The 25246-nt window shown below is 61.0% G+C and carries 24 protein-coding genes; 1 reads left to right on the top strand and 23 read right to left on the bottom strand.

All coding sequences use genetic code 11. The features are described 5' to 3' along the window. Positions 1 to 22 precede the first annotated feature (22 nt). Positions 23 to 208: a hypothetical protein gene (locus tag FO488_RS19795; protein ID WP_240732152.1), complete on the top strand. Its 186-nt coding sequence runs from the start codon at positions 23 to 25 to the stop codon at positions 206 to 208. A 40-nt stretch (positions 209 to 248) separates the two neighbouring features. Here FO488_RS19795 and FO488_RS03030 read toward each other — a convergent pair whose 3' ends face one another. From FO488_RS03030 to lysS, 23 genes are all read right to left on the bottom strand, one after another. Further along, on the bottom strand, positions 249 to 1349 hold the full coding sequence (locus tag FO488_RS03030; protein WP_149209181.1) for a glycosyltransferase family 9 protein: 1101 nt from the start codon (positions 1347 to 1349) through the stop codon (positions 249 to 251). 15 nt (positions 1350 to 1364) lie between these two features. Next, the gene (locus FO488_RS03025; protein WP_149209179.1) at positions 1365 to 2285 is read right to left on the bottom strand and encodes a glycosyltransferase family 10 domain-containing protein; all 921 of its coding nucleotides are present in this window, start codon (positions 2283 to 2285) and stop codon (positions 1365 to 1367) included. Next, on the bottom strand, positions 2282 to 3067 hold the full coding sequence (locus FO488_RS03020) for a glycosyltransferase family 2 protein (protein WP_149209178.1): 786 nt from the start codon (positions 3065 to 3067) through the stop codon (positions 2282 to 2284). The genes FO488_RS03025 and FO488_RS03020 overlap by 4 nt, the downstream gene beginning before the upstream one ends. 2 nt (positions 3068 to 3069) lie before the next feature. Then, positions 3070 to 4146 (bottom strand): glycosyltransferase family 4 protein, encoded by a 1077-nt coding sequence (locus FO488_RS03015; RefSeq protein WP_149209177.1) that lies wholly within the window; start codon positions 4144 to 4146, stop codon positions 3070 to 3072. Beyond that, complete coding sequence (gene waaF / locus FO488_RS03010; protein ID WP_149209175.1) at positions 4139 to 5191, bottom strand: lipopolysaccharide heptosyltransferase II; 1053 nt, start codon at positions 5189 to 5191, stop codon at positions 4139 to 4141. The genes FO488_RS03015 and waaF overlap by 8 nt, the downstream gene beginning before the upstream one ends. Then, entirely contained in the window at positions 5188 to 5382 is a 195-nt protein-coding gene (locus FO488_RS03005; RefSeq protein ID WP_205743337.1) for a Trm112 family protein, read from the bottom strand. Before FO488_RS03005 ends, waaF begins: the two co-directional genes overlap by 4 nt. Before the next feature lie 46 nt (positions 5383 to 5428). Next, the gene (gene lpxK, locus FO488_RS03000; RefSeq protein WP_240732150.1) at positions 5429 to 6529 is read right to left on the bottom strand and encodes a tetraacyldisaccharide 4'-kinase; all 1101 of its coding nucleotides are present in this window, start codon (positions 6527 to 6529) and stop codon (positions 5429 to 5431) included. A 61-nt stretch (positions 6530 to 6590) separates the two neighbouring features. Then, positions 6591 to 8183: a hypothetical protein gene (locus FO488_RS02995; protein WP_149209174.1), complete on the bottom strand. Its 1593-nt coding sequence runs from the start codon at positions 8181 to 8183 to the stop codon at positions 6591 to 6593. Positions 8184 to 8355: 172 nt separating this feature from the next. Next, positions 8356 to 9648 carry a 3-deoxy-D-manno-octulosonic acid transferase gene (locus FO488_RS02990; protein WP_149209173.1) on the bottom strand — a complete coding sequence of 431 codons (1293 nt, stop codon included), beginning with the start codon at positions 9646 to 9648 and terminating at the stop codon, positions 8356 to 8358. Between the two features lie 8 nt (positions 9649 to 9656). Beyond that, positions 9657 to 10343, bottom strand: coding sequence for a phosphatase PAP2 family protein (locus FO488_RS02985; RefSeq protein WP_149209171.1), 687 nt, complete (start codon positions 10341 to 10343; stop codon positions 9657 to 9659). Next, a complete protein-coding gene (locus tag FO488_RS02980) occupies positions 10337 to 11254 on the bottom strand; it encodes a lysophospholipid acyltransferase family protein (RefSeq protein ID WP_149209169.1) in 918 nt (305 codons plus the stop codon). The genes FO488_RS02985 and FO488_RS02980 overlap by 7 nt, the downstream gene beginning before the upstream one ends. Beyond that, the gene (locus tag FO488_RS02975; protein ID WP_149209168.1) at positions 11251 to 13002 is read right to left on the bottom strand and encodes an ABC transporter ATP-binding protein; all 1752 of its coding nucleotides are present in this window, start codon (positions 13000 to 13002) and stop codon (positions 11251 to 11253) included. Before FO488_RS02975 ends, FO488_RS02980 begins: the two co-directional genes overlap by 4 nt. Continuing rightward, on the bottom strand, positions 12999 to 14162 hold the full coding sequence (gene lpxB / locus FO488_RS02970) for a lipid-A-disaccharide synthase (protein WP_370514310.1): 1164 nt from the start codon (positions 14160 to 14162) through the stop codon (positions 12999 to 13001). The genes FO488_RS02975 and lpxB overlap by 4 nt, the downstream gene beginning before the upstream one ends. A 45-nt stretch (positions 14163 to 14207) precedes the next feature. Beyond that, complete coding sequence (locus FO488_RS02965) at positions 14208 to 15302, bottom strand: DegT/DnrJ/EryC1/StrS aminotransferase family protein (RefSeq protein WP_149209167.1); 1095 nt, start codon at positions 15300 to 15302, stop codon at positions 14208 to 14210. Beyond that, on the bottom strand, positions 15299 to 16243 hold the full coding sequence (locus tag FO488_RS02960; protein ID WP_149209166.1) for a Gfo/Idh/MocA family protein: 945 nt from the start codon (positions 16241 to 16243) through the stop codon (positions 15299 to 15301). The genes FO488_RS02965 and FO488_RS02960 overlap by 4 nt, the downstream gene beginning before the upstream one ends. Next, complete coding sequence (lpxA, locus tag FO488_RS02955; protein ID WP_149209165.1) at positions 16240 to 17019, bottom strand: acyl-ACP--UDP-N-acetylglucosamine O-acyltransferase; 780 nt, start codon at positions 17017 to 17019, stop codon at positions 16240 to 16242. The genes FO488_RS02960 and lpxA overlap by 4 nt, the downstream gene beginning before the upstream one ends. 45 nt (positions 17020 to 17064) lie before the next feature. Next, on the bottom strand, positions 17065 to 17508 hold the full coding sequence (fabZ, locus tag FO488_RS02950; protein ID WP_149209164.1) for a 3-hydroxyacyl-ACP dehydratase FabZ: 444 nt from the start codon (positions 17506 to 17508) through the stop codon (positions 17065 to 17067). A gap of 188 nt (positions 17509 to 17696) precedes the next feature. After that, on the bottom strand, positions 17697 to 18734 hold the full coding sequence (gene lpxD / locus FO488_RS02945) for a UDP-3-O-(3-hydroxymyristoyl)glucosamine N-acyltransferase (protein WP_149209163.1): 1038 nt from the start codon (positions 18732 to 18734) through the stop codon (positions 17697 to 17699). Between the two features lie 56 nt (positions 18735 to 18790). Beyond that, entirely contained in the window at positions 18791 to 19309 is a 519-nt protein-coding gene (locus tag FO488_RS02940; RefSeq protein WP_149209162.1) for an OmpH family outer membrane protein, read from the bottom strand. A 33-nt stretch (positions 19310 to 19342) separates the two neighbouring features. Then, complete coding sequence (gene bamA / locus FO488_RS02935; protein WP_240732243.1) at positions 19343 to 21631, bottom strand: outer membrane protein assembly factor BamA; 2289 nt, start codon at positions 21629 to 21631, stop codon at positions 19343 to 19345. 38 nt (positions 21632 to 21669) lie between these two features. After that, on the bottom strand, positions 21670 to 22350 hold the full coding sequence (locus tag FO488_RS02930) for an ABC transporter ATP-binding protein (RefSeq protein WP_149209160.1): 681 nt from the start codon (positions 22348 to 22350) through the stop codon (positions 21670 to 21672). A 51-nt stretch (positions 22351 to 22401) separates the two neighbouring features. Then, positions 22402 to 23664 (bottom strand): lipoprotein-releasing ABC transporter permease subunit, encoded by a 1263-nt coding sequence (locus tag FO488_RS02925; protein ID WP_149209159.1) that lies wholly within the window; start codon positions 23662 to 23664, stop codon positions 22402 to 22404. A 3-nt stretch (positions 23665 to 23667) separates the two neighbouring features. After that, positions 23668 to 25146 (bottom strand): lysine--tRNA ligase, encoded by a 1479-nt coding sequence (gene lysS, locus FO488_RS02920; RefSeq protein WP_149209158.1) that lies wholly within the window; start codon positions 25144 to 25146, stop codon positions 23668 to 23670. Positions 25147 to 25246 lie beyond the last annotated feature (100 nt).

Here is a 25246-nt window from a genome sequence, read left to right as displayed (position 1 = left end):
ATCCCCCCCCTCTCTTCTTCAAATGCCGCAGCTCGAAACGGAAACCGGATGGGGAGATGGAGAGTACCCTTTTGTGAACCAGTTCACCCCAGCGCTCACCGCAGACACTGGTAAGCATGAGCGGCTCGACCCCTCGAACACGGAGCGGCTCGATCCGGTCATCGATGTGTTGGGCGCAAGCCATCCCGTCGATGCGCGAGAAGTATGACATGATCAGCCACGGTTGTTTTCCGCACGTCATTCCGGGGTCAGTCATCGAAGTGTCCACGGTGAAGCACCTTTGTGGCAAGCATTTCCACAACCTTCCCTGCCACCATTTCCGGATCGATACTTTCGAGACATTCCTTGTATATATGGCTTGTGCAGTTTGCCTGCCCACAAGGACGGCATGCCAGATCGGAATTTTCAAAGACGAATGCGTCCCGGTTCCAGGGGCGCGCCCAACCGGCAGTGTTCGGACCATAGACCCCGACTGCCGTGGTCTTGGCTGCCGCGATATGTATCGGCCCGCTGTCGTTGCCCACAAAGATGTCCATGGTTCCGCACAGGGCAGTAAACTCGGCAAGGGTGAGATCCGATGAGGAAAACTCCGGTTTCGTCTTCATCATACGGAGCACTTCCGCCAGAATATCCTTTTCATCGGGACCAGAAACAATAAAGATGCGATGGTGGGGAGCAAGAAGGTCCGCCAGACGGGCAAATTTCTCCGTCCCCCATTGCCGCAACGGCACCCGGGCCCCGGGATGGATGGCGATCCTGGGCAGTTGATCATCCTGAAGGATGGCAGGATGCTTCTTACCCAGCGAGGCCAATGCAACAGGATCATCGGCAATCCTGATGGAATCGTTCGCGACCTCAAGCCCCATGTCCTTCAATAAATCCAGATGATAGGACACCATATGGCTAAATGTTTTCGGGCGAAACAGGTTGTTGAACAGAAGATTTGTCGAGTGACGCCGCCAGGTGTAGCCGATTCTTGTCGAGGCGCCGCTCAGAAAGGTAAGTATCGCCCCCCGGTCGTTATCCGTAAGGTCAATAACCGCATCCGGCCTGATAGCCCGCATGCGCTTCACGAACCCCAAAAACGTAAGCAGCCCTTTCAGCCCTTTGCGGGATTCCCGGTAGGGGAAGGAAAGGATGGTATCCACATCGGGGTGATTTCGGAAAACGAACTCGCTCCCTTCGTTTATCGCCACCGATATGCGGGCATCCGGATAATTTCGTTTCAGGTTCTCGATGACGGGGAGCGTCCACACCGCATCACCCACATAGCGCAGCTTAATGACGAGGATATGGCGGCATCCTTTCAGTATCCCGCCCGAACCCTTATTTGGAGTTGACAATAACATGGGGCAGTTCTCTTGTTACTTCATCATTTTGGCGGCTGTCCAGCGGCCCCAAATATATGATTTCCGCCGCCGGCTGATAGGCGGCGTGGCATCGCCCAGGATCTTGTCGAAAAAGTCACCTATCCGCTCTTCGTCATAGCAGATGTTCACCGCGTTGTTGTTGAAATACGGTTCTTCAAGCATTTCCCGGTAAAGCCTGTCATCACAGTCGACTTCGATAATGCGTTCAATCAGTTCCTCTTCACGGGAGAAGTCGTTGAGGGATAAAAAACTTTTTGTGTTGAACTCCTCGCCGACCTGCGGGTTCCCCCAATAGATGGGAATACAGCGGGCCCACATGGCATCCACCAGCTTCTCGGTGGTGTACCCTTCCGCCTGCTTGTTCTCAAAACAGATGGTAAATTTGTAACCTTGCAGAAAAGCGTGTTTTGCCTGTTCACCGGCGGGCAGGAGCCACTGCATATTGTTAAGCGCCTTGCCGGCCGAATCAACATGCTTGTACCGGCTCAGGGCGTGGAAAAAATCAATACGCCGGCCGGCACGCTTCGGGTTGCCGTTGGAGACGACGAAGGAGCAAAACTTTCTTTCCGAATCGACAATGCGATCTATTTCCTCAGGGGTCTTGAAAAGATTTTCCGGCCGGCACGCACAATTCGTTACATAATAGGGAACCCGGAGATGACGCGGATCGGCCAAATTGAACGTGGTGATCGCGTAGTCACAGCTCGAAAAGTCAGGAAGGATCGTCTCCCCGCTCCAGAAAAGTTTCTTGCAGTTGTACAATCGGTGCAGGTGGCCTTCTTTCGAATAGATCAACAGGTCGGGCCGGTCGCTGATCTCCACATGATACCGCTTCGAAAGAATCCGCGTAAAAAAATTGTCGTTTTTGTTTATCCCGTTGAAGTCCGAAAAATCGATGCGGATCGTAGGCTTCATAGCGGCTTTTTCTCCTTGCCGGCCAACCTCAGTTCTCTCAATTTCACATACTTGTAGAAAACGCTCACGGCATTCGACACGGAGACCACCACTCCTTCAACCCCATCGAGAAAACCGAGTCTCAGCACGTATGTCTTGAACAATGCGAAGAGCGGCCGGAAGACGATATCCAGAACCGAGCACCCCCTTCCGCGTTCGAACATCTGCCGCGCGGAAAGCTCCGTATAGTGATTGAGCTTGGTCAGTAATGGCGCAACCCCGGCAAAGGAGTAGTGGAGCAGGTGTTCCCTGCAGGTGCCGGTTTCCGCCTCCGTAACGACCCGCTCATGCACCAGGCTGTCGGAAAAACGCGCCCGGCGGCGGTCGAACAGCCGGATGGTGCGGTCGGGATACCAGCCGCAGTGCCTGATCTCTTTGCTGCCGAGAAAGGTCCGCCGCGGTACGGAATAGGCCCCGGCAGCGCAGTCCGCGGCCAGGATGCCCCGTATTTCGGCAGCCAGTCCCGGCGTCAGCCGTTCGTCGCAATCGATGTTGAAGATCCAGTCGTTGGTCGCCAGATCGACGGCCGCCTGTTTCTGCGGGCCGAACCCGCGCCAGGGGATGTCGAACACCTTGTCCGTATAGCGCCGGGCGATTTCGCGGGTGGCATCGCTGCTGCCCGAATCCACCACCACGATCTCGTCGGCCCAGGCGGCGCTTTGCAGGCAGGCGTCCAGCCGTTCGGCCTCATTCTTGGCGATGATGACGACCGACAGGGGGGTATGTACGCCACGTTCCGCCATCGTCAGGCCGACAATTCACGCAAAAGATGTGCGGCGTCGTTGTTCATCTGCAACTCCCGTCCGGCCTTTAAGGCGTTGTCCCGATACCTGCCGTAGCTCTCCAGCACCTGCATCACCGCCCGGTACACGTGCTCGGGCGTGCCGGCATCGATCACCAGGCCCGCGTCGTACCTGGCGACAATCCGCGCCATCCACGTATCCGCCAGGGTGATGACCGGGCTGCCGTTCGTCAGGGCATCCAGGGTCACGCCGCTGATGCGGTCCCGAAAATCCTTTTGGGAGTACAGCTGGAGACAGATCGCTCCCGCGAACAACCTCTGGTAGTCCGCCTGGGAGAGGGTTTCGGCAACACGCCTGACATGGGGATACGCGCATCCTTCCAGCCGCCCGATGGCCTGCCGGGTCGCGTCGTCGTACTTGTCGTAGTGTTCCGCCGAGGTCTGCAGGGTAATGGGGATATCCGCCCCTCTGGCCTGAAGCATCTCCACGAGGTCCACCACCGCCGGAAACCCCTTGTCCTCGCGGGCTGCGCCGGCAAACAGCAGGTGGCTGAACCGCTGGTCCGCCCCGGGTCGGTCCCCGGTCTCGCACGGCGTTATGGGATAGGGGGCAAGCCGGGTATGGCTGAAACCGACGGCCCTGAGCTCTTCGCAGACCGAAGCGGTGGGCGCCAGCACGACGATCTCCGGTTGGCGGCGCGCCAGTTTTTCCAACTGGGCGCGCTTGTCCCGGGACGGCCTGAACCAGTGGATATAGACGTAGACCCTACCGGGGGCGATCTGGCCTGTGGCCGCCAGGTCAAGCAGCATGAGGTCGGTTCGGCCGGCGGTCGTGACGAAGATGCGCTCACGCCCCTTCAGCAGCTTGCGGTAGAGCCACAATGCCTGCAGCCGCCGGATTTTTCGCATGAAAAACCGGTTGACCCGAACCGTTTCGGGAAACGCCACCTGTGCCGAACGGCCGCACCATACGGTCAGGGGCTCGTCCCCGGCGGCATTGATCAGGCTCGATATGAAACTGAAACAATGCCCCGCCTCACCGGTCAGCGTCGGCTCGATGATGTGGAGCCGTTCAGCCATGCGGTTTTTCCCGCAGGGAAAGCGCCGCTGCAACCACGTCGTCCGCCGTAACCTCCGTCATGCAGCGATGGTCGGTGGGGCATTCCCGCAGCTTGCACGGGGCGCACGCCACCCCCTTGCGCACGATGGCCGCCTTGACGGTATAAGGGGCGGTGCCGGTATGGTCGGTGGAACCGAAAATGGCCACTAGGGGCACGCCGAAAGCGGCGGCGACATGCATCGGGCCGGAATCGTTGGTCACCATGAAATTACAGCGTTTGATGAGCGCCATCAGTTCCCGCAGGGTGGTCCTGCCGGCCAGATTGAGGCAGCCCCCCTCGAGGCGCTGCTCTATTTCGGCGGCAATCCCGGCTTCATTGGCGCTGCCGAAGATCACGATCCGCGCCTGCCACTCCGCGGCGAGCCGGCGGGCCACCTCGGCAAACCGGTCCGGGTACCATCGTTTGGCCGATCCGTAGGTGGCGCCGGGATTGACGGCGATCACGCACGCCCCCGCCGGTATGCCCCCACGGGCCAGCAGGGCCTCGACGGCGGCGTCCTCCGCCGGTGTGGTGCACAGGCGCGGCAGCACATCCTCCCCCGTAATGCCGAAGTGGCGCACCAGGTTGCGGTAGTACTGGACCTCGTGACGATGGGGCGGCGTTTCATCGTGGGAATAGCGGCCGGTCAGCAGCAAGCTGCGGCCGTCACTGCTTTTTCCCAGCCTGACCGGTATGCCTGCCAGCCAGGGCACCAGGGCGGAATCGAAGGAGTTCGGCAGGATGATCGCCATGTCGAATGAACGCTTGCGCAGTTCGGACGCCAGCCTGAACCTGCCCCGCACCCCCTGGTGGGCTCCATGACGGTCAAAGACCATGACCTTGTCCACCCAGTCGTGGGGCGAAAAGACCTCCGCCACGGCGGGGTTCGCCAGCACGGTGATCTCGGCCTGGGGATAGTACTCCCGGATCATCCCGAGGGCCGGTGTCGCCATGACCGCATCTCCGATCCAGTTGACCGCGCGGATGAGGATGCGGCGGACCTTGTGGCGTTCCGGAAGTTTCATGGGCTATCCTCTCCGGCATCCCCAGGCGGCAGCGCTTCAGCCTCGTCCGCCAGCAGCACCGGGATTCCCTCGCGGATCGGAAACGTCACCCCGCAGGGACGGCACAGCATGGAGCGGCCTTCGTCGAAGAGAGAGAGTTCTCCCGTGCAGATGGGACAGGCAAGTATGGATTGCAGGTATTCGGGCAGCATTGGTGTATATCCTGTAATAAATTTATCTATTTTGACACAGGAACGGTTATTTTTGAAGCAAATTGCTCAACAGCCCCGTCAGGACAGCGGGTTCGTCAAGGACAAACTCAAGCCGGGCGAGCAGGACCTGCCGGGCAAACTCCGGGGCAATGCGGCGCAGTTTCACCCCGTCCTTTTCCGTCGTCACGGCGTACTCGGCGCCGCATGCCCGGAAAGCGGCCGTCAGCCCGGCCACTTGGTCGGGGGTATAGGCCGCATGATCGGGAAACGGGATGGCACGTACCACGTCCAGCCCCAGAGAGTCTAATTCCCGAAAAAACGGCTCCGGCTCCCCGATGCCGGCAAAAGCCAGGACCTTTCTGCCCCGCAGGGCAGCGAAGGAGAGCAGAGGTCCGCCCGCCAGGGGGACGGCCGCGCCCAGCCGATGGCGGGCGGAACAGGACGGTTTCCCCGCCAGGGGTGCCGGAGAAAAACCCTGGGGGCAGCGGGTATGGATAATCAGGTCGGCCCGCTGCACCGCCCTCCTTGGCTCCCGCAACAGTCCGGCCGGCAGGGTCCGGCCGTTGCCGAAGGGATGGGCGCAATCCACCAGCAGGACGTTCAGGTCGCGCTGGAGGCGGAGGTGCTGGAAGCCGTCATCCAGCAGGAACACATCGGGAGAGAGCTCTGCCATGGCCAGCATGCCGGCGCGGTACCGGTCTGCCCCCATCACCACCATCAGGCCGGGCACCGTGGCGGCCAGCAGGTACGGCTCGTCGCCGCACTGCCCGGCATCCAGGCGGATGGCCGCCCCATCGGCGACAATGGCGGTCTGCCCTTCCATGGCGCCGCCGTACCCGCGCGACAGAACCGCCACCTTCATGCCGCGGGCGATGAGAAGCCGGGCAATCATCGCCGTGGCGGGTGTTTTGCCGGTGCCCCCCACGGTGATATTGCCCACCGAGATCACCGGCCGGGGCAGACGCCTGGCCTTCAGGATACGCTTTTGGTAGAGAGTGCTGCGGGTGGCCTGAATGCAGGCATACGCCAGGGCCAGGGGAGACAGGGCAAGGACCAGCAGGCGCCCGGGAAGCCCCTTTCGCGTTCCCGTGGCAACGCTGCGCCAGTATGTGGAAAAAGAGCCGATGATAATAATCCACCCTGACAAACGAAGGCCTGGGGCCGCCGGCAAGCAAGGCGGCGGCCCCAGGCAGCAGCAATCGGGTTACCTAGTTGTAGATCCGCCGTATGGTGTAATTCAGGCCATCCGCCACAAAAAGGCTGGTGCCGTCCGTGATGATGCCGGCAGGACAATAGAAGTAAACTTTCTCCAAAGATTCGTCGGCACCCGAGTCGGGAAGGTTGCCACTGGCATCCTTAACGTTGATACGCCCCGACACGCCGGCTATGGTGTTCACGGTATAGTTCCCGGTGGTAAGATCGATCCTGCGGATGGTCTGCCCCTCGACCTGATTGCCGTAAATCACCCGTCCCCAGTCGGTTACGTACAGATAGGTCCCATCCGTGGTGATACCTTCGGGCCCGCTGAAGGTCGCACTGGTCCCGTTCCCGTCGGCATGGCCGGAGGTGCCGTGGCTGCCGGCTATCGTCGTCACCTCCCCCGTGGCGATCACGACCTTGCGGATGACGTAATTATTGACGTCCGATACATACAGGTTGGTGCCGTCCGTGGTAAGGCGCGTGGGGTAATTGAAGCGCGCGGATGTTCCCGTGGCCGTGTCTGCGGTCCAGCCGGCCGTGCCGAGGGAACCGGCCAGGCTCGAAACTTCGCCGGTGGAAATGACTATCTTGCGGATCGCGTGATCATCCGTGACATACAGGTTGGTGCCGTCCGTGGTGATGCCGGTGGGAGATGCGAAACGCGCCGTCGTCGTGCCGGCGCCGTCCAGCGCGCCGGAGACGCCGGTACCGGCAAGCGTCGTCATGGTTCCCGTACCGATCGGATTGCCGCTGCCGTCGAAATCGAGCACGATCTTCCGGATCACGTAATTGCTGGTATCCGTCACGTACAGATTGGTCCCGTCCGTGGTGATATCGGTTGGGGCATTAAGCGCGATCGCGGTGGTAGTCCCCGTGGTTTTCAGCGTCGTGACAGCCGTTGCTCCACCAGAATCAGTCGTAAGCATCCGGATGTCGTTGTAATAATTGTCCAGGACAAAAAAGGCCTTCCCATCGGTGGTGGTGATGGCGACCGGCCTGCCAAATTTTACAGGAGTAACGTCGCTGAAGCCGGACGAGCCGGTGACACCGGCCACCGTTGAAACATTGGCAAAGGGGGCGGCAAGCGCGGTCCCCTGAATCGTCCCTCCCATCAGGTTGAACCGTGCGGCATTCGACGATGTATAGGTGCTGAACGTTGACGTTGTTGTTGCCGAATCAACATACATCCTGCAATTTTTTTGGCTGGCAGCATCGGTGACCAGCCAGTAATTCGGGGCCGTTTTGGCTGCATCCACGTATACCTTCTGGAAACCCGTCAATTTTTTGATAACTGTTGACGAAGCAAGGTCGCTAAATGTGACCGAACCGTCTGTAGCGGAAACGGACCACGTCCCAAGCCTGGTGCTCGTGTCCGAAGGATCGCTGTTCCAATCATACTTCGTGACGCCCGAATAGGTATGGAACGTGGTATAGGGTGCTCCCAGGGGAGAGGTGACGTGAAGCGTCTTCTTGTAAATGTCCGAAACCGTGAACCTATCGACAGGACTCGCGATGATGCTCGTGGCGGTGCTCCCGCCGCCGCACCCGGAAACGACCAGTGAGAGGAATAACGCTGCTGCCAGCCAGATGCCCTTCTGCATAAAAAAACACCTCGTCCGATTGTTTGTCGTTCGTGCAAGTTTGTTACTATACTTCATCCGGCTCAATTATTTAACCTAAAAACAGCGCCGGTTCACCTCAAAAAGGGATGGCCACAAAGAAATCATAATCATGGGGCGCTGCCGCCTTTCTTCACGGCGGTTGGACAGGCCGTCAGACGTATGCGGCGATCACCGCCAGGTGCCGCTCGGTGGCACCGCCGTTTTCCCGCACCATGGCCAGCCCGTTCGCGCCCAGTTCCCGGCGCAGGGAGGCGGCGTCGAGGAGGCTGCGGCAGGCCGGTGCCAGCTCGTCCGGGCCATTGATCCGGACTCCGGCCCGGCAGTTCAGGACCAGTGCCGCGATCTCCCGGAAATTGGTCATGTGGGGGCCGAAGATGAACGGTATGCCCAGGGAAGCAGGCTCCAGGAGGTTATGGCCGCCGGTCGGCACCAGGCTGCCTCCCACGAAGGCCAGGTCGGACAGGGCGTACATGTCCATCAACTCCCCCACCGTATCCACCAGCAGCACCGATCCGCCGGAAAACGCCGGGGAGGCGTCACCCGCCAGGGCCGTGCGCCGCAGAAACGGCAGGCCCGCCTCTTCCAGCAGTCCGGCGACCTGAGCGGCCCGTTCGGGATGACGCGGCACCAGAACCAGCATGAGCGGGCCATGGGACGACGCCAGGAGCTCCCGGTAGGCGGCCAAGACCGGTTCCTCCTCGCCGGGATGGGTACTGGCGGCCGTGATGACCGTCATCCCCCCGGGGATGGCGTAGCGTTGCCGCAGGGCCGCCCGCTCTGCCGGGGATACCTGGCGGCAGGGGATATCGTACTTGAGGTTGCCCGGCACCAGGGTCCGCTCCGCCGGAGCTCCGATGGCGATGACCCGCTCCCGGTCCGTGGCGGTCTGCATGCAGAGGCGGGAACAAAACTCCAGGGCATGGCGGAAGAACCAGGCGAATTTCAGATAGCGGCCGTAGGAGCGATCCGAGATGCGGCCGTTGGCCAGGATCACCGGGATGCCGCGGCGGGCGGCCTCCCGGTTGAAATTGGGCCAGATCTCGGTTTCCATGATGATGACCAACTTCGGCTTGACGGCGTCCAGGGTGCGGCGCACGGCGGGCAGGAAATCGAACGGGAAGTAGATGCACAGGTCCTTTTCGGGGAAGCCGGAGGCCACCCCGCGGCCGGTCTCGGTGGTGGTGGAAACCACGATGGCGTGGCCGGGGTAGCGCTGGCGCAAGGCCTTGAGCAACGGCCGGGCGGCAACGGCTTCCCCCACCGACACGGCGTGCAGCCAGATCACCGGCCGGTTGGCAATGATGTCGGGCAACGTCCGGGGGATACGCCCGAAACGTTCCCCCAGGGCCGGCGGCCGGCCGCGGCTGACGGAGCGGTACAGGTGGTAGACGAGTACCGGCACGAGCAGCACCAGGGAGAGTATGTTGTAGACCGCGTAGAACATGGAAGGGGTCACCCCCTGCCGGCGGGAGCGGTCTCCCGGTCAAGCCCCATCAGGTAGTAGAGCGCCACGGCCGTGAGGTGGACGACCCCCCAGGCCCACAGGATGTCGCTGACGAAATGCCCGCCCTGACTGACGCGGGCCACTCCCATCACGATGCCGTACAGCATGCCGAGGACGAATATCCGCCGTGCGATCCGCGGGGAGCGGCGGCGCAGGGCAAAATACGGCATGGCCAGGTAAAAGGCCGAGGCGCCGTGTCCGGAGGGAAACGACTTGCCGTTGCCCGGAATGCCTCTTTCCCAGGGGGAGTGGAAGGCACGTTTCCCGCCGAACTGGGCGACCTCCCGCGGCCGGGGGCGGCCCCAGCAATCCTTGAAGGCAGCGTTGACCAGCAGGCCGGGGCCCAACAGCAGCAGGATCACCATGAAAGCCGCGCCCTTCCTGAAAGTCGCCAAGTGCGACTTGGCAAAGCCTGCCACGTACAGCGCCAACGCGGCCCCTCCCAGGATATAGGCGGGATAATGGCCGTAGAGGTACAGGAAGTGCCACGGTTGGGCATCCCCCACGGGCCAGGCGCCGTTGATGTAAAAAAACGTCGCGGCCTTCAGGTCGGCCCCGGTGACGGCAATAAGGGCCGTTGCCGCCACCAGCACCACAAGCGGTACTCCGAAATCAAGAAGCTTGGTGTTCAGCATGACGGTTCCCCGGCCCGTTTCCAGCGGCGATGCACCCAATACCAGTCAGCCGGATGCGCAACGGCAAAGTTCTCCACATAGCGCGACAAGGCCTGGACATCGCGCCGGATACCCTCGTCCGACGTGTCGCTGCCCAGCTCGTATTCAGGATAGAAGGTGATGACGCTCTTTGCGCCTTCACGATGGATGAAGGCCGGGACCAGCGGTGCCCCGGTTTTCCGGCCGATGATGACCTGGGCCTTGGTGGCCCAGGCCTTCCTGCCGAGGACATCGATCAGTGTCCCGTCCTCGGGAAAAACCGCCTGGTCCCCCAGAATACCGATGATCCCGTCCTTTTTCAGCACGCCGAGCATCTGCCGCAGGCCGCCATCTTTGTAGATGACCTTGTTGTTGTAATGCAGCCGCATGGTTTCCACCATGGCATTGAGGGAGGGGTTGTTCTGGCGGCGCGCCACGACCGACATGGAGGTGCCGAACGTGCGGGAGAACGCCAGAGCCAGCAATTCCCAGTTGCCGCAATGGCCGGTGACGAAGATGATCCCCTTGTGGCGCTCCCGGGCCCGCTCGTAATGTTCGCGCCCCCTGATCTCGACGCCGCCGATGATGGCGTCCCCCCTGCCGTGGTACAGCCGGCAGGTTTCAAGCAGGGAAATTCCCAGATGCCGGAATAGTTCGCGGGCAATCTCTTCAGGGGTTTCCAGGGGGCAGGTCCAGTCGGGATGCCGCTTCATGAAAGGGAGGGCCTGGCGGATATTGTCGATGGCGATGCGCCGCCGTTTGGGCAGCAGCCGGGCCATGACGGCGCCGACCACCGTTCCGGCGGGGAAGACGAGGCCCGCGGGGAGGACCGCCCCAACCAGGGTGAGCAGGTAGAACAGGGCCGTCTGAGCGGGCCAGAGGATGCGTTTCATGACTCGGCGCTGGGGTCGCCGGTGGTGCGGTCGCTGAATTGCAGGGCGTGCAGCCGGCTGTAGAGACTACTGTTTTTCAGCAGGTCTTCGTGGGAGCCGCGTTCCACAATCCGCCCCTTTTCCAGGACGATGATGGTATCGGCGTGCAGTATGGTGGAGAGCCGGTGGGCAATGACGAAGGTGGTGCGGTTGACCATCAGGTTATCCAGGGCCTTTTGCACCATCTGCTCGCTCTCCGTGTCCAGGGCGCTGGTGGCCTCGTCCAGTATCAGGATCGGCGCATTCTTGAGAAGCGCCCGCGCGATGCAGATGCGCTGGCGTTGCCCGCCGGACAGGCGCAGTCCCCGGTCGCCGATGCTGGTATCGTACCCGTCGGGCAATTCCAGGATGAAGTCATGGGCAAAGGCGGCCTTGGCTGCCGCCATCACCTCTTCCAGGGGAGCTCCCGGCTTCCCGTAGCGGATATTGTCGGCGATGCTTTCGTTGAACAGGGTCGTTTCCTGGTCCACCAGGGCGATCTGGGAGACGAGCGAGGCAACGGTCACGTCGCGAATGTCGCGGCCGTCGATGAGGATGGCGCCTTCGCTTACGTCATAGAAGCGGGGGAGCAGGGCCGCCAGGGTCGATTTACCGCCGCCCGAGGGCCCCACCAGGGCGATCATCCGGTTGCTTTCGGCGACCAGGGAGATGTCCTGAAGGACCGGTTCGCCGCCGTAACTGAAGGATACGTTGCGAAACTCCACTCGGCCGGCGGAACGGCCGAGGTCAAGCGCGCCGGGGCGATCGACGATGGCCCGGTGTTCGTCCAGGAGGTTGAAGACGCGCTCCGCCGCACCGGCAGAGCGCTGGACGACGTTGTAGGAGCTTTGCAGCTTCTTGATCGGGTTGAAGACCATGACCATGGCGGCGATGAACGAGAAGAATTCCGAGGCGGTCATGTGCCCGGACATGACCTGGCTGCCGCCGAAATAGATCACGCCGGCCACCCCAAAGGAGATGATGGCCTCGGAAACCGGCATGGCCAGGGATTCGTATTTGATGAAGCGGCGGATCTGATGGAAAAACTCCAGGTTGGTCGCGTGGAAACGGCTGATAATCTGGTTTTCCAGACCAAAAGCCTTGATGACCTTGACGCCGGAAAAGGTTTCCTGAAGGGTGGCGGTCAGCCCCCCCATGACGTTGAGGCTGCGCCCGGAGGCATTCTTGATCTTCTTGCCGATCAACTGGGCGGGATAGGCCGTGGCCGGGATCACCACGAAGGAGATGATGGCCAGTGTCCAGTTGCGATAAAAGATGACCCCCAGAAGCGACACGGCGGAGATCAGGTCGCGGAACAGCCCGCTCACGACCTGGCCGATCCCCTCCTGCATCTGGGAGATATCGTTGGTCATGCGCGACATGAGCTCGCCGGTGGCCTGGCGGTTGAAAAAGGCCATATCCTGGCGAATCGTGCTGGCATACAGGGTATTGCGGATATCCTGGATCGCCTTCTGGCCGGCCAGCTTTATGGCCGTATCGTAGGTAAAGCGGGCAACCCCCCGGACCAGGAACAGGGCGATGATCCCGATCGGCACGAGCAGAAAGATGCCGGTATCCTTGCCGGCAAAGATCTTCTTCAGGACCGGTTCCACCAGATAGGCGAAAGCGCCGTCCATGCCGCCCACGACCGCCGAGCAGAGTGCGGAAAGGAGCAGCAGGCCCCAGTAGGGTTTGAAAAATCCGAGGGTGCGTAACAGGGTTGGTTTCATTGATCTTCCATTGTTGCCAGTATCAGTCGCGCCACATTGGCGGATGCGCCGCCACCGCCCAACCTCTCCCGTATGGCCGCCAGTTTTCCCCGTATCGCCCCGGCGTAGCCGGCATCCGTCAGGATCGAACCGATCTCGTCCGCGATCATGGCCGGATTGGCCTCATGCTGGATGAGTTCCCGGACCACGGTTTCTCCGGCGACGATGTTGCAGAGGCCGATGTTGTTCACCTTCACCAGGTGTTTTGCCAGTTGGTAGGTGAGGGGCGAGAGCTTGTAGATGATCACCATGGGGGTGCCCACCAAGGCGATTTCCAGGGTGACGGTGCCGGAAACGGAAACGACGGCGTCGCAGGCCCGGATCAGGTCATGAATCCGTTCCCGGGTGATGGTGACCTCAAGGCCGGCCGCCGCAAGATGCGGAACGATATCCTCATCGCGCAGCGTGGACGCCAGGGGAAGCGCAAACTGGATGTCGGGAAAGCGCCGCTTCAGCAGGGTGGCGGCTTCGATGATCACCGGCAGGAGCCGCTCGATCTCGTTGCGGCGGCTGCCGGGGAAGAGCCCGACAATCCTGCGCCCGGGATCGAGTCCGAAGCTTGCGGCCGCCTCGTCCCGCTCCCGGGTGACCGTGACCAGGTCGATCATGGGATGCCCCACGAAGGAGACCGGCACCCCGGCCCGCTCGTAAAAGGGGGCCTCGAAGGGGAGGATCACCGCCATGTGATCCACCAGCCGTGCGATCTTCCTGACCCGTCCCTGGCGCCAGGCCCAGATCTGCGGACTGATGTAGTAGAGCACCTTGACGCCGGCCCTTCGGGCCGCCTTGGCCAGGCGCAGGTTGAAACCGGGATAATCGATCAGGATCAGCAGGTCGGGCCGGTCGGTAGACAGGAGCTTTTTCAGCGTGAGGAAGGCGCCCGAGATGACATCGAAATGCTTGAGCACCTCCACCAGCCCCACCACGGCCATATCGGCCGAATCCACCAGCGTCTCCACCCCGGCCTCGCGCATGCGCGCTCCGCCGATGCCGAAAAAACGCAGTGTCGGGTCGAGTTTGAGCGCCGCGCGGACCAGGTCGGCGCCGTAGATGTCGCCGGAGGCCTCACCCGCCACGATCATGATATTCCGCTGTGCCGTCGATGGAACAATGTCGGGCATCACGCGCACATCCCTTCAACACCAGGGGGAACACAGGGATACAGTTTAGCCAACCAGTACCTCTTTGACGGTTTCCGCCACCAGGCGCACCGACGCGTCGGGCATTTCCGGGTAGACGGGGAGCGACATGCAGCTGCCGGCCACTTTTTCGGCCACCGGCAGGCTCACGCCGGCGCAGGCCTGGGCAAAGACATCCTGTTTGTGGAGCGGGATGGGGTAGTAGACGGCCGAGGCGATCTGCTGTTCGGAGAGTTTTGCCATGACGGCATCGCGCCGGTCGGTCAGGATCGTGTACTGGTGGTAAACGTGCCGTCCCTTGCCATCCTCATGGGGAACGGTGGCCACGTCGGCCAGCAGGGACGAGTAGAGCTGCGCCACACGGCGGCGGCCGGCGTTGAATTCGTCGATCCGCTTGAGCTTCACCCGCAGGATGGCGGCCTGGATGTCGTCGAGACGGCTGTTGAAACCGATCATGCTGTGGTGATACCGTACCCGGCTGCCGTGGTTGCGCAGCACCTTGACCTGCTCGGCCAACTCGGCCGTGGCGCAGGTGACCATGCCGCCGTCGCCGTAGCATCCCAGGTTCTTGCTGGGGAAGAAGCTGAAGCAGCCCAGCATGCCTATGGTGCCGGTCATGCGGCCATCGATCGCGGCACCGAAGGACTGGGCGCAATCCTCGATGAGAAGCAGGTTGTGCTTCTCGCAGATGGCGCTGAACGCGGCCATGTCGGCCGGCTGGCCGAAGAGATGCACCGGGATGATCGCTTTGGTCCGGGGGGTGATGGCCTTTTCGACCATGACCGGGTCCAGGTTGAAGGTTTGGGGGTCGATGTCCGCGAAGACCGGCGTGGCCCCGGCGTAGCAGATGGCCTCGGCCGTGGCGATGAAGGTGAACGGCGAGGTGATGACCTCATCCCCCGGGCCGATGCCGGCCGCCAGGATCGCCAGGTGCAGGGCGTCGGTGCCCGATGCGCAGGTGACGGCGTGGGGCGCGCCCAGGTATGCGGCCGCCTCCTGCTCCAGGGCGGTCACGTTGGGGCCCAGGATAAACTGGCTGCTCTCCAGGGCGGCGAGAACGGCCGTGTCTATTTCAGCTTTCAGGGTGTGGTATTGGGTCTTCAAGTCTACCATCGGTATCATGGGTGTGTCCTTTTCAGGCTTACGTTGATTTTGAGGGCTGTCTCCAGCGCCATCTTCCCTTCCCGGCCGCTCACCTGGGGCTGTTTTCCCTCCCTGATGGCCTCAAGGAAAGATTCGATCTCGTTTTTGAGCGCATCGGCCTGCCCCAGTTCCCGCTCATCGACCCTCACGTTGGGGACCCCCGGAAACAACTCGCCACTCCCCTTCTGAGCCACCAGCAGCTTGCGGTTCTGGAAGTCCAGGGTTATGTAGGCGTCGCGCTGGAAGATTCGCATCTTGCGTTCGCTCTTCAGGCTGATGCGGCTGGCGGTAACGTTGGCAACGCAGCCGTTCTCAAAGACGATGCGGGCGTTGGCGATGTCCTCCTCCCCGGTGAAGACCGGTGCGCCGATGGCGTCGATGCGCTCCACCGGGGAGCCGACGATGTGCTGGATGATGTCGATGTCGTGGATCATCAGGTCCAGGACCACATTCACGTCCGTACCGCGCGGCTTGAAAGGGGCGATGCGCACCGATTCGATGAAGAGCGGTTCGTGGAGTATGTCCCCAAGTGCCACCAGAACCGGGTTGAAGCGCTCCAGATGGCCGACCTGGAAGACCAGTTTACGCGCTTCGGCAAGGGCGATCAGTTCGTCGGCCTCGGCCGTGGTGACGGTGATCGGCTTCTCGATCAGCACATGAACGCCGGCCGCCAGGAAATCCCGGGCAACGGCGTGGTGATACTGGGTTGGGACCACCACGCTGACCGCATCCACCTTGCCGATCAGGGTTTGGTGATCGCTGTAGGCGGTCGTTCCCAGCGCCGCGGCAATCTCGGCGGCCCGTTTCGGATCGCTGTCCACCACGCCGACCAGTTCCACATCGGGGATGGCGGCGTACTTCTGGGCATGGAAGTTACCCAGGTAGCCAACGCCTATGACGGCCGTCCTCATGGCGCTCATCCGCGGCAGATCCCCCGTTCGGAGCGTTCAATGAAGGCCAGCAGGTAGTCCACTTCAGGGCATTCCTGGACCTCGGCCCTGATGCGGCTGATGGCGTCGGGGAGCTTCAGGCCGGCCATGAACAGGGTCTTGTAGGCCTTTTTCAGGTTGCCGATCGCCTCGTCCGAGAACCCGCGCCGCTTCAGGCCGATCAGGTTCAGCCCCCGCAGTTTGGCATCGCGCTTGCCCGAGGTGGCGATCATGTACGGCGGGATGTCCAGGCCGATCAGGGTGCCGCCGCCGATCATGACGTGGGCGCCGACCGTGACGAATTGGTGTATCGCCACCAGGCCGCCCAGGATGACGTGGTCCTCCACCGTGACATGCCCGGCCAGGGTCGCCACGTTGGCCATGACCACGTTGTTGCCGATGCGGCAGTCGTGGGCCACGTGGGAGTAGGCCATGAAGAGGTTGCCGTTGCCCACCACCGTCTCGCCGTGGCCGGAAACCGTGCCGCGGTGGATTGTGGCGAACTCCCTGATCATGTTGTTGTCGCCGATGCGGGTCCAGGTCTCTTCGCCCCGGTATTTCAGGTCCTGGGGGGGGGCACCGACCGAGGCCTGATGGAAGATCTGGTTGTTCTCGCCGATCTCCGTCCAGTCGCCGATCACGGTATGGGCGCCGATCTTGGTGCCCTTGCCGATGGTGACCTGCTTGCCGATAATCGCATAGGGGCCTACCTCGACATCAGACGCTAGCTGTGCGCTCGGTTCGATTATTGCGCTTGGGTGTATCATTGAAACTCTCCCCGGTATTACCTAAGAAATTGGCATATGCCTGTGTTATGCGGCTTTATCGGCAAAGGTCGCCTTGAGGGCGGCCTCGGTGACCAGGGTTTCGCCCACGAAGGCCTTGCCGTCGACCCCCCAGATACCGCGGCGGTTGAAGGTCGTTTCGATCTCGATGCGCAGTTGGTCGCCCGGGAACACCGGTTTTCTGAACTTCGCACTGTCGATGGACATGAAGTAGCTGACCTTTTTCTTCGTCTCATCGTCCGACGCCAGATAGGCCATGATACCGGCCACCTGGGCCATGGCTTCGACGATCAGCACGCCGGGCATAACCGGATGACCGGGGAAGTGCCCCTGGAAGAAGGGCTCGTTGATGGTAACGTTCTTGATTCCGACGCAGCGCTTGCCGTGCTCCAGTTCAACGATCCGATCGACCATGAGGAAGGGGTAGCGGTGGGGAAGGATCTTCATGATTTCATTGACGTCCATTAGCATGGGAAACCTCGTTGAAATAAAATAGGTGCCACAAATAAACAGTCTGCCACGGAGCCACAGAGGCACTGAGAACGTCAAAAAACAATCTGCTCACGTTACAGCAGATGGACATAAAACCGTCTTGTTCCTCTGCCTCTGATTTTCCTCTGTGTCTCTGTGTCTCTGTGGCTCCGTGGCCAATCAAGCCGTTATTTTTTCAGTTGTTCTTCCAATTCGGCGATGCGCTTCTCCAGGCTGCCGACCGTTTTCTTCAGGGTCGGCAGGTTGGCGACCACCGCCATGGATTTGAGCCACTCCTTGTGGGGCTGTGCCGGATAGCCGCTGTAGCCGGCATTGGCGGCCAGGGAGTTGGGTATCCCCGACTTGGCCCCCACCATCACGTTGTCGCCGATGGTCAGATGGCCGGCAACCCCGACCTGGCCGGCCAGGGTCACGTGGTCGCCGACCTTGGTGCTGCCCGATATCCCCACCTGGGAGACGATCATGCAATCACGCCCTATCTGGCAGTTGTGAGCGACCTGCACCAGGTTGTCGAGCTTGGTGCCCTGCTTTATCAGGGTAACTTCCAGGGCCGCCCGGTCGATGGTCGTATTGGCGCCGATCTCCACATCGTCCTCCAGCACGACGATGCCGATCTGAGGAATCCGGTAATAACCGCGTCCGTCCGGGGCATACCCGAAGCCGTCGCTCCCGATGACCGCACCGGGCTGGATGATCACCCGCTTGCCGAGACGGCAACGTTCGCGGATGACCGCATTGGCATGCACCACGCAGTCGGCGCCGATCACGGCACCCTCGTAGATGACAGCGCCGCTGTGGATGACGGTCCGGTCGCCGACGGTGACGTTGTTCCCGATGCAGGCGCCGGGATAGATACTGATCCCCTCCCCCAAGGTCACGCCGGTACCCACGCTCGACCCGGGCAGGATTCCCAGCGTAGGATGGGGGGATGTGTAGAAGAGCGTCAGAAGCTTGGCAAATCCCAGGTACGGATTGGCCACCTCGACCGCGTTGCGGCCGTAAGCCTCGCTCCCGGGTACCATCAGCACCGCTCCGGCCCTGGTCTCCGCCACCTTGGCGGCGTATTTGGGGTTTGCCAGAAACGTGATGGTGTCGGGACCGGCCGTTTCCAGGGGGGCAAGTCCGCCAACGCGCACCGTTTCGTCCCCCTTGACCGTGCCTCCCAGGTAGTCGGCTATCTCTTTCAATGTTTTGCTTTGTTGCATGTCACTGCCCCGTAGCGATAGTCAAAATTCAGGCCGCACAAGCGATACGGCGCCTGCTATTTCTTTTTTGCGGCGTTGAAGCGTTTCAGCACTTCTTCGGTCACATCGGACTTTTCATCCACATACAGCATCATGCTGTCGTTTTTGGCAAAGATAAAGGCATAGCCGTTGGTACGGCCGTACTCCTTGATAACCTTTTCCATCTCCTCGAGGATCTTGCGGGTGAACTCCTCATCCTTGCCCTGAAGCTCGTCCTGGGCGTCCTTGGTGAAACGCTGGAACTCCTTCAACCGCTGCTGGTAGTCCTTTTCCTTGGCGGCCCGGGCGGTTTCGGACAGGAGCATGCCCTGTTTCTCAAGCTCGTCCTTCAGCTTCTTGAGCTCTTCCTGCTTGCCGTTGATCTCGTCCTGATACTTCTTGAGGCGTGCCGCCAACTGTTCCTTGGCCTCCTTACCCGCCTCGGAGTTGTTGAGCGCCCGCTGCATATCGACGTAGCCGATCTTCACATCGGCGGCAGACGCCGATGCCGCTGCAAAACCGAAAGCCATGACTGCCGCCAGTATAAACCTTCTCATGATTGACGTTCTCCTTTTTCTGTATGATGCAGCCTAAAAGAGGCTGCCGATCGAAAACTCGAGCCTGCCGCTGGGGCTGTCCAGGTTGGCGCGCGGGTTGACGGGGATGCCATACTCCAGGCGGAGCGGCCCAAGCGGCGAGGCCCACCGGATCCCCCCGCCGTAGCTCATCAGCAGCGAATCGAACATCTTGTTGTAGGGGGCGCTGGTGGCGTTGCCGTAATCGAAGAATACGACCCCCTTGACCCCCACATCGGACAGGAGGGGGAAGGAGAACTCCGCGTTGCCGTAAAATTCCTTGTTGCCCCCCAGGTAGACCTTCTCCTCCGACGTGGTAAGGGACGCGTGGTCGGCGGTTCCCAGAAGCTTTACCGGGGAAACCGTGCGGGCCTTGTAGCCGCGGAGCGAAGAGATGCCGCCCAGGTAGAACTTCTCATCGATCGGCACCAGGGTCCCACCCACCTCCTGGACGTACCCCAGGGCCAGTTTGGTGGAGAAGATCAGCTTCTTGTAGATCGGGTGGAACCAGGTGTTCTCCAGGGTGTAGCGGGCAAACTTGTTATTCCCCCCCAGGCCGGCAAATTCGGCCGTCACCGAATTGATGAACCCGGTGGTGGGGTCGAGTCGGTAGTCGGTATTGTTGTGGGTGATGCTGGCCATGACTGAACTGGTCGTCGTCACCCCCAGCGGATAGTTGTCCGGGTCGTCATGATTGAGCCTCGAATAGGCATCCTGGGGATTGTAGATATCCTTGATCTCGTATTTGTACATGAAGAAGGTACCGATAAAGTCGTTGATCGGGTACCCCCCCTTGATGTCGCCGCCGGTCAGGCGCCGGGTGTAGTCGTTGTAGTCGCGCTGCGTCCGGTAGACGTCGGCGCCCAGGGTCCACTTGGTGTCCAGGAAGTAGGGGTCGGTCAGGCCGAGGGAGTAGGTTTGGGACTTCCCGCCGATGGAGCCGGAAACGTTCGCCTTGAGCCCCAGGCCGAGGAAGTTCGACTGCTGGACGGAGCCCTGGCCGATGATGCCGTCCAGGGAGCTGTAGCCGCCGCCGATGCTGAACGATCCCGTCGGCTTCTCCTTGACGTCCACGTTGACGTTGAGCTTGTTGCCGGCGCTCCCCTTGGCCGTCGCAATATTGGCTTCCTCAAAATAGCCCGTGTTCATGAGATTCTGCTTGCTGCGCTTGATGCCGGTGGCGCTGTAGAGTTCACCCTCGGTGATGCGCAGTTCGCGGCGCACCACCTTGTCGCGGGTCTTGGGGTTGCCGGCGATGTTGATCCGTTCGATGGAAACCAGTTCACCTTTTTCCATATCAAAGGTCAGGTCAATGGTCTGCTTTGCGCTGTCGGCCTTTGTCAGCGGATTGACGTTGGCAAAGGCATACCCCTTGTCGGCATAGATATCGGTCAGGGTAGCGATATCGGTGCGCAGGGTGCTCCGGCTGAAGACCTGCCCCGGCTCGACCTTGACCTTCCTGCGCAACTCGCTCACCGGCTCCAGCAGTTCCCCCTTGAAATCGAGCTCACCGATGCGGAACTGCTGCCCTTCCGTGATGCCGATGGACACCTCCAGGGCGTCCTTGGCGTCGGTCAGCTTGACGACCGGCTCTCCCACTTTGACATTGATATAGCCGTTATTCATGTAATGGTCGGCGACCAGCAAGGCGTCGTTTTTCAGCACCTCTTCCTTGTACGTGCCGGCCCCGGTCAGCCACGACAGAAACCACTTCTCCTTGGTCTCCATGACCTTGCGCAACTGGCTGTCGGTGAAGGCCCTGTTCCCGTCGAAACGGATGACGCGGATGAGGATCTTCTTCCCTTCGGTGACCTTGAAGGTAATTGCGAGGTCCGTGGGCGTGCGTTTTTCCATCGCCGGCTCGATTTCGGCCAGATAGTACCCTTCGTCGCCGTAGAGTTTTTTCATCTTGGCAACGCTCTTGGCAAGGTCCTTGGCGGAGAATATGGCGTTCTGCCGAAGTTCCAGGGCTTCCTTGAGCTTGTCGGTGCCCAGTTCCTTGTTTCCCTCGAACTTGATGTCGCGGACGACCGGTTTTTCCAGCACCGTATAGACCAGGACCACGCCCTTGTCGGTCTCTTCCGTGGCAGCCTGGATATCCTGAAAATGGCCCAGCTTGTAAATGGCGCGGATGTCGGCGTCGGTCTTGTCGCCGGACAAGGTGTCGCCCGCCTTGCTTGAGACGACGTTGAGGATGGCGGCCGATTCAATGCGCCGGTTGCCCTTGACCCGTACCTCTGAAATCTTTTCGCCTTCAGCCCACGCCATACCGGCAACGGCGAACTGAAACGCGCATGCAACCATCACTGCCATACGAAATATGGGCACTCTTCCCCCGAGACTCATGTAAATTGTTCAAGCCGTCCGTCAACCAGCCGCACGGTTCTTCCCATGGCGGCGGCCAAACGTTCATTATGGGTGACGACAACCAGGGTCAGCCCCTTTTTCTGCTGCAATTCGGCCAACAGGGCATGTACCCCCTCGCTGGTCTTCATATCCAGATTGCCGGTCGGTTCATCCGCCAGCAGCAACTCCGGGGATAATGCCAGGGCACGGGCAATGGCCACCCGCTGCTGCTCCCCCCCGGACAATTCGCCGGGACGGTGCCCCATGCGGTGGGAGAGCCCCACGTCATCCAGCAGCTCCGCCGCCGCTGCCCGGGCCTTGTCACGGGCGACGCGGGCGATCAGAGCCGGCATCATGACGTTCTCCAGGGCCGTGAACTCGGGGAGCAGGTGGTGAAACTGGAAAACGAACCCGATGCTTTTGTTGCGGAAAAAAGCCAGTTCACGATCGCTCTTCCGGAAGATGTCCTCGCCGCGGAAGCTGACGGTGCCCGATGACGGCCGGTCCAATGCCCCCAGCAGATGCAGCAGCGTACTCTTGCCGGCGCCCGAGGCCCCCACCAGGGCGGTGGTGGTTGCGGCCTCCAGTTCGAGGTCGATGCCGGTCAGCACCTCGACCCTGTTCGGCCCGGTAGCATACGTTTTGCACAGGCCGCGCACCTCAAGCAGGTTACTCACAATAGCACCTCTTGACGAAAAACGCAGCGGGTTGAAAAAAATTCACATTTCCTACTCATAGCGCAATGCCTCGGCGGGCAGCATCCGGGACGCCTGCCACGACGGGTACAGAGTAGCGATGAAGGAGATCAGCACCGCCGTCACCGATATCAGGACCACGTCGGACGGCACCACCAGCGACGGGAAATGGTCCAGGTAGTAGATATCCTTGCTGAAGAAATTCAGGCCGGTGACCTTCTCGATGACGGTGATGATCGGCTCAAGGTTGAGGGCGATGAGGAGCCCCGAGGCAACGCCCAGGATGGTGCCGATGATGCCGATGATCAGCCCTTCCAGAACGAATATCTTCATGATGCTGAGACCGGTGGCCCCCATGGACTTGAGGATGGCGATATCCCTGGTCTTCTCCATGACCACCATGAACAGGGTCGAGGCGATGCCGAAGGCCGCCACGAGGACGATGAGGGTCAGGATGATGAACATCACCATCTTCTCCGTCTTCAGGGCAAAGAGGATGTTGCGGTTCATCTGCATCCAATCCCGGGCGTAGTAGTCGCTCCCCAGGGTCCGGTTGATGGCGCGCGCCAGTTCGCCGGTGTGGTAGACGTCGGCAACCTTGAGCTGGATGCCGGTGACCGTATCCCCCAGGTCGAAGAAGGCCTGGGCCTGGGCCAGGCTGATGTAGGCCAGGGTCGAGTCGTACTCGTACATGCCGGTATTGAAGATCCCCGCCACGCGAAACGGTTTCATCTTGGGCATCATGCCCAGGGGCGTGATGTTTCCCATGGGAGAGACGACGTTGATCGTATCCCCCACGAACAGGTTCAGGTGCTTGGCCAACTCCTTGCCCACCACCAGCCCCGGCTTGGCGTCGGAACCCGCCCCCATGACCGGGTCGAGTTTATCGATGGAGCCTTCGACGATCGACCTGCTCAACTTGGTCACCAGACGGTCCGACTGAACATCAATCCCCCGCAGCACCACGCCGGAGACATTCCTGCCCGACGACAGCATGACCTGGTTATAGATGAACGGCGTGGCCGCCTGCACCCCCTTGAAGCCTTTGAGCTTCGTCATGACCTGTTGGTAATTGTCCATGGAGGCACCGTTGCGGAGGACCACCACATGGGCGTTGGTGCCGAGGATTTTCTCCTTCAGGTCTTCTTCAAAACCGGTCATGACCGCCAGCACGACAATCAGCGCCATGACCCCCAGGGCAACCCCGGCGGTGGAGATGAAGGTGATGATGGAAATGAATGTTGACTTGCGCTTGGCCTTCAGATAGCGCAACCCGATAAAAAGCTCGAAAGGCATCGCCTATTTCATTTCCTTCCGCAGCTGGGGAAACAGGATCACGTCACGGATCGAGGCCGAATCCGTCAGGAGCATCACCAGACGGTCAATGCCGATGCCTTCGCCGGCCGTGGGGGGCATGCCGTACTCCAGCGCCCGGACATAATCCTCGTCCATGTAATGGGCCTCTTCGTCCCCTTTATTCTTCTCCGCCACCTGGGAGAGAAAACGCTCCTTCTGGTCAACCGGATCATTCAGCTCCGAGAAAGCGTTGGCGATCTCGCGGCCGCCGATGATCAGCTCGAAACGATCGACGATGTCGGGGTTGTGATCATTTTTGCGCGACAGCGGCGACACCTCGGTCGGATAGGCGGTGATGAAGGTCGGCTGAATCAGTTTGTGCTCGACCACCTCATCGAAAATCTCCATGACCAGCTTGCCGTATCCCATATCCTGGGGGATATCCAGGCCGAGGCCGCGGGCATAGGCCAAGGCCAGATCCCGGTCGTCCAACTGCCTGGCGTCGATATCCCCGTACTCCAGGATCGCCTCCCGAACGGTCAGACGCTTCCAGGGGCGCTTGAAGCTGATCTCGTTCCCCTGGCAGGTAAAATCCAGCGTGCCGAGAATCTCCCGGGCCACATGGCAGAAGAGCTCTTCGGTAAAGTCCATCAGATCCTCATAGGTGGCGTAGGCCTGATAGAACTCCATCATGGTGAATTCGGGGTTGTGGCGTACCGAAATCCCTTCGTTCCTGAAATTGCGGTTGATCTCGAAGACCCTTTCCAGTCCGCCCACCACCAGGCGTTTCAGATAGAGTTCGGGGGCGATGCGCAGGAAGAGCTGCATGTCCAGGGCGTTATGATGGGTAATGAACGGCCGGGCCGTGGCGCCGCCGGGGATCGGCTGCATCATGGGGGTCTCGACCTCCAGGAAGTCGCGGCCGGCCATGAAGCCGCGGATCAGGTTGACGATCCGGGAGCGCTTGATGAAGACATCGCGGGATTCGGGATTGACGATGAGATCCACGTATCGCTGGCGGTAGCGGGTTTCCAGGTCGGTGAGGCCGTGGAACTTCTCCGGCAGGGGGTGCAGCGATTTGACCAGGAGGCGGATCTGCTTCGCGTGGAGCGACAGTTCGCCGGTCTTGGTGCGGAAGGGAAACCCCTCGACGCCGACGATATCGCCGATATCAAAGGACTCGAAGGCCTCGAACGCCTCCGGGCCGACCTCGTCCTTTTTCACATAGACCTGAATGCGTCCCTTGCGGTCCTGAAGCTGGATGAAGGCCGCCTTGCCAAAGGAACGCCGGGCCAGAATGCGGCCGGCCACACTGTACTGTTCGCCGCTGGCATCGAACTGTTCCGTATTGCCGTAGGCGGCAACGACATCGGCCGAGGTGTGCAGCGGTTTATAATCATTGGGGTAGGGATTGACGCCCGCCTCCCAGAGGGCATCGACCTTGCGCCGTCTCTGAAGCAGCAGTTCGCTGAGTTCTTCCATGGTATCTTTTCAGCCTTTCGTGAGCAACGGTATCCGGGTTTCGGTGGGGCAAGACTGGTAAAAATATCGCCAACATCCTGTCAGGTCAAGAAAAAAAGGG

The organism is Geobacter sp. FeAm09 (genome assembly GCF_008330225.1).
GTDB lineage: Bacteria > Desulfobacterota > Desulfuromonadia > Geobacterales > Pseudopelobacteraceae > Oryzomonas.
This window is presented reverse-complemented; position numbering and strand designations above follow the sequence as displayed.

Excerpts from the sequence above, each read along its gene's own strand:
- FO488_RS02975 (WP_149209168.1), bottom strand. The coding sequence starts at position 13,002 with ATGAAACCAACCCTGTTACGCACCCTCGGATTTTTCAAACCCTACTGG.
- fabZ (WP_149209164.1), bottom strand. The coding sequence starts at position 17,508 with ATGCTAATGGACGTCAATGAAATCATGAAGATCCTTCCCCACCGCTAC.
- FO488_RS02965 (WP_149209167.1), bottom strand. The coding sequence starts at position 15,302 with ATGATACCGATGGTAGACTTGAAGACCCAATACCACACCCTGAAAGCT.
- FO488_RS02995 (WP_149209174.1), bottom strand. The coding sequence starts at position 8,183 with ATGCAGAAGGGCATCTGGCTGGCAGCAGCGTTATTCCTCTCACTGGTC.
- FO488_RS03030 (WP_149209181.1), bottom strand. The coding sequence starts at position 1,349 with ATGTTATTGTCAACTCCAAATAAGGGTTCGGGCGGGATACTGAAAGGA.
- lysS (WP_149209158.1), bottom strand. The coding sequence starts at position 25,146 with ATGGAAGAACTCAGCGAACTGCTGCTTCAGAGACGGCGCAAGGTCGAT.
- FO488_RS02980 (WP_149209169.1), bottom strand. The coding sequence starts at position 11,254 with ATGAAACGCATCCTCTGGCCCGCTCAGACGGCCCTGTTCTACCTGCTC.
- lpxA (WP_149209165.1), bottom strand. The coding sequence starts at position 17,019 with ATGATACACCCAAGCGCAATAATCGAACCGAGCGCACAGCTAGCGTCT.
- FO488_RS02925 (WP_149209159.1), bottom strand. The coding sequence starts at position 23,664 with ATGCCTTTCGAGCTTTTTATCGGGTTGCGCTATCTGAAGGCCAAGCGC.
- lpxB (WP_370514310.1), bottom strand. The coding sequence starts at position 14,162 with ATGCCCGACATTGTTCCATCGACGGCACAGCGGAATATCATGATCGTG.
- FO488_RS02990 (WP_149209173.1), bottom strand. The coding sequence starts at position 9,648 with ATGTTCTACGCGGTCTACAACATACTCTCCCTGGTGCTGCTCGTGCCG.
- bamA (WP_240732243.1), bottom strand. The coding sequence starts at position 21,631 with ATGGTTGCATGCGCGTTTCAGTTCGCCGTTGCCGGTATGGCGTGGGCT.
- FO488_RS03015 (WP_149209177.1), bottom strand. The coding sequence starts at position 4,146 with ATGGCTGAACGGCTCCACATCATCGAGCCGACGCTGACCGGTGAGGCG.
- lpxD (WP_149209163.1), bottom strand. The coding sequence starts at position 18,734 with ATGCAACAAAGCAAAACATTGAAAGAGATAGCCGACTACCTGGGAGGC.
- FO488_RS03020 (WP_149209178.1), bottom strand. The coding sequence starts at position 3,067 with ATGGCGGAACGTGGCGTACATACCCCCCTGTCGGTCGTCATCATCGCC.
- FO488_RS03025 (WP_149209179.1), bottom strand. The coding sequence starts at position 2,285 with ATGAAGCCTACGATCCGCATCGATTTTTCGGACTTCAACGGGATAAAC.
- FO488_RS19795 (WP_240732152.1), top strand. The coding sequence starts at position 23 with ATGCCGCAGCTCGAAACGGAAACCGGATGGGGAGATGGAGAGTACCCT.
- FO488_RS02985 (WP_149209171.1), bottom strand. The coding sequence starts at position 10,343 with ATGCTGAACACCAAGCTTCTTGATTTCGGAGTACCGCTTGTGGTGCTG.
- FO488_RS02960 (WP_149209166.1), bottom strand. The coding sequence starts at position 16,243 with ATGAGCGCCATGAGGACGGCCGTCATAGGCGTTGGCTACCTGGGTAAC.
- FO488_RS03005 (WP_205743337.1), bottom strand. The coding sequence starts at position 5,382 with ATGCTGCCCGAATACCTGCAATCCATACTTGCCTGTCCCATCTGCACG.
- waaF (WP_149209175.1), bottom strand. The coding sequence starts at position 5,191 with ATGAAACTTCCGGAACGCCACAAGGTCCGCCGCATCCTCATCCGCGCG.
- FO488_RS02940 (WP_149209162.1), bottom strand. The coding sequence starts at position 19,309 with ATGAGAAGGTTTATACTGGCGGCAGTCATGGCTTTCGGTTTTGCAGCG.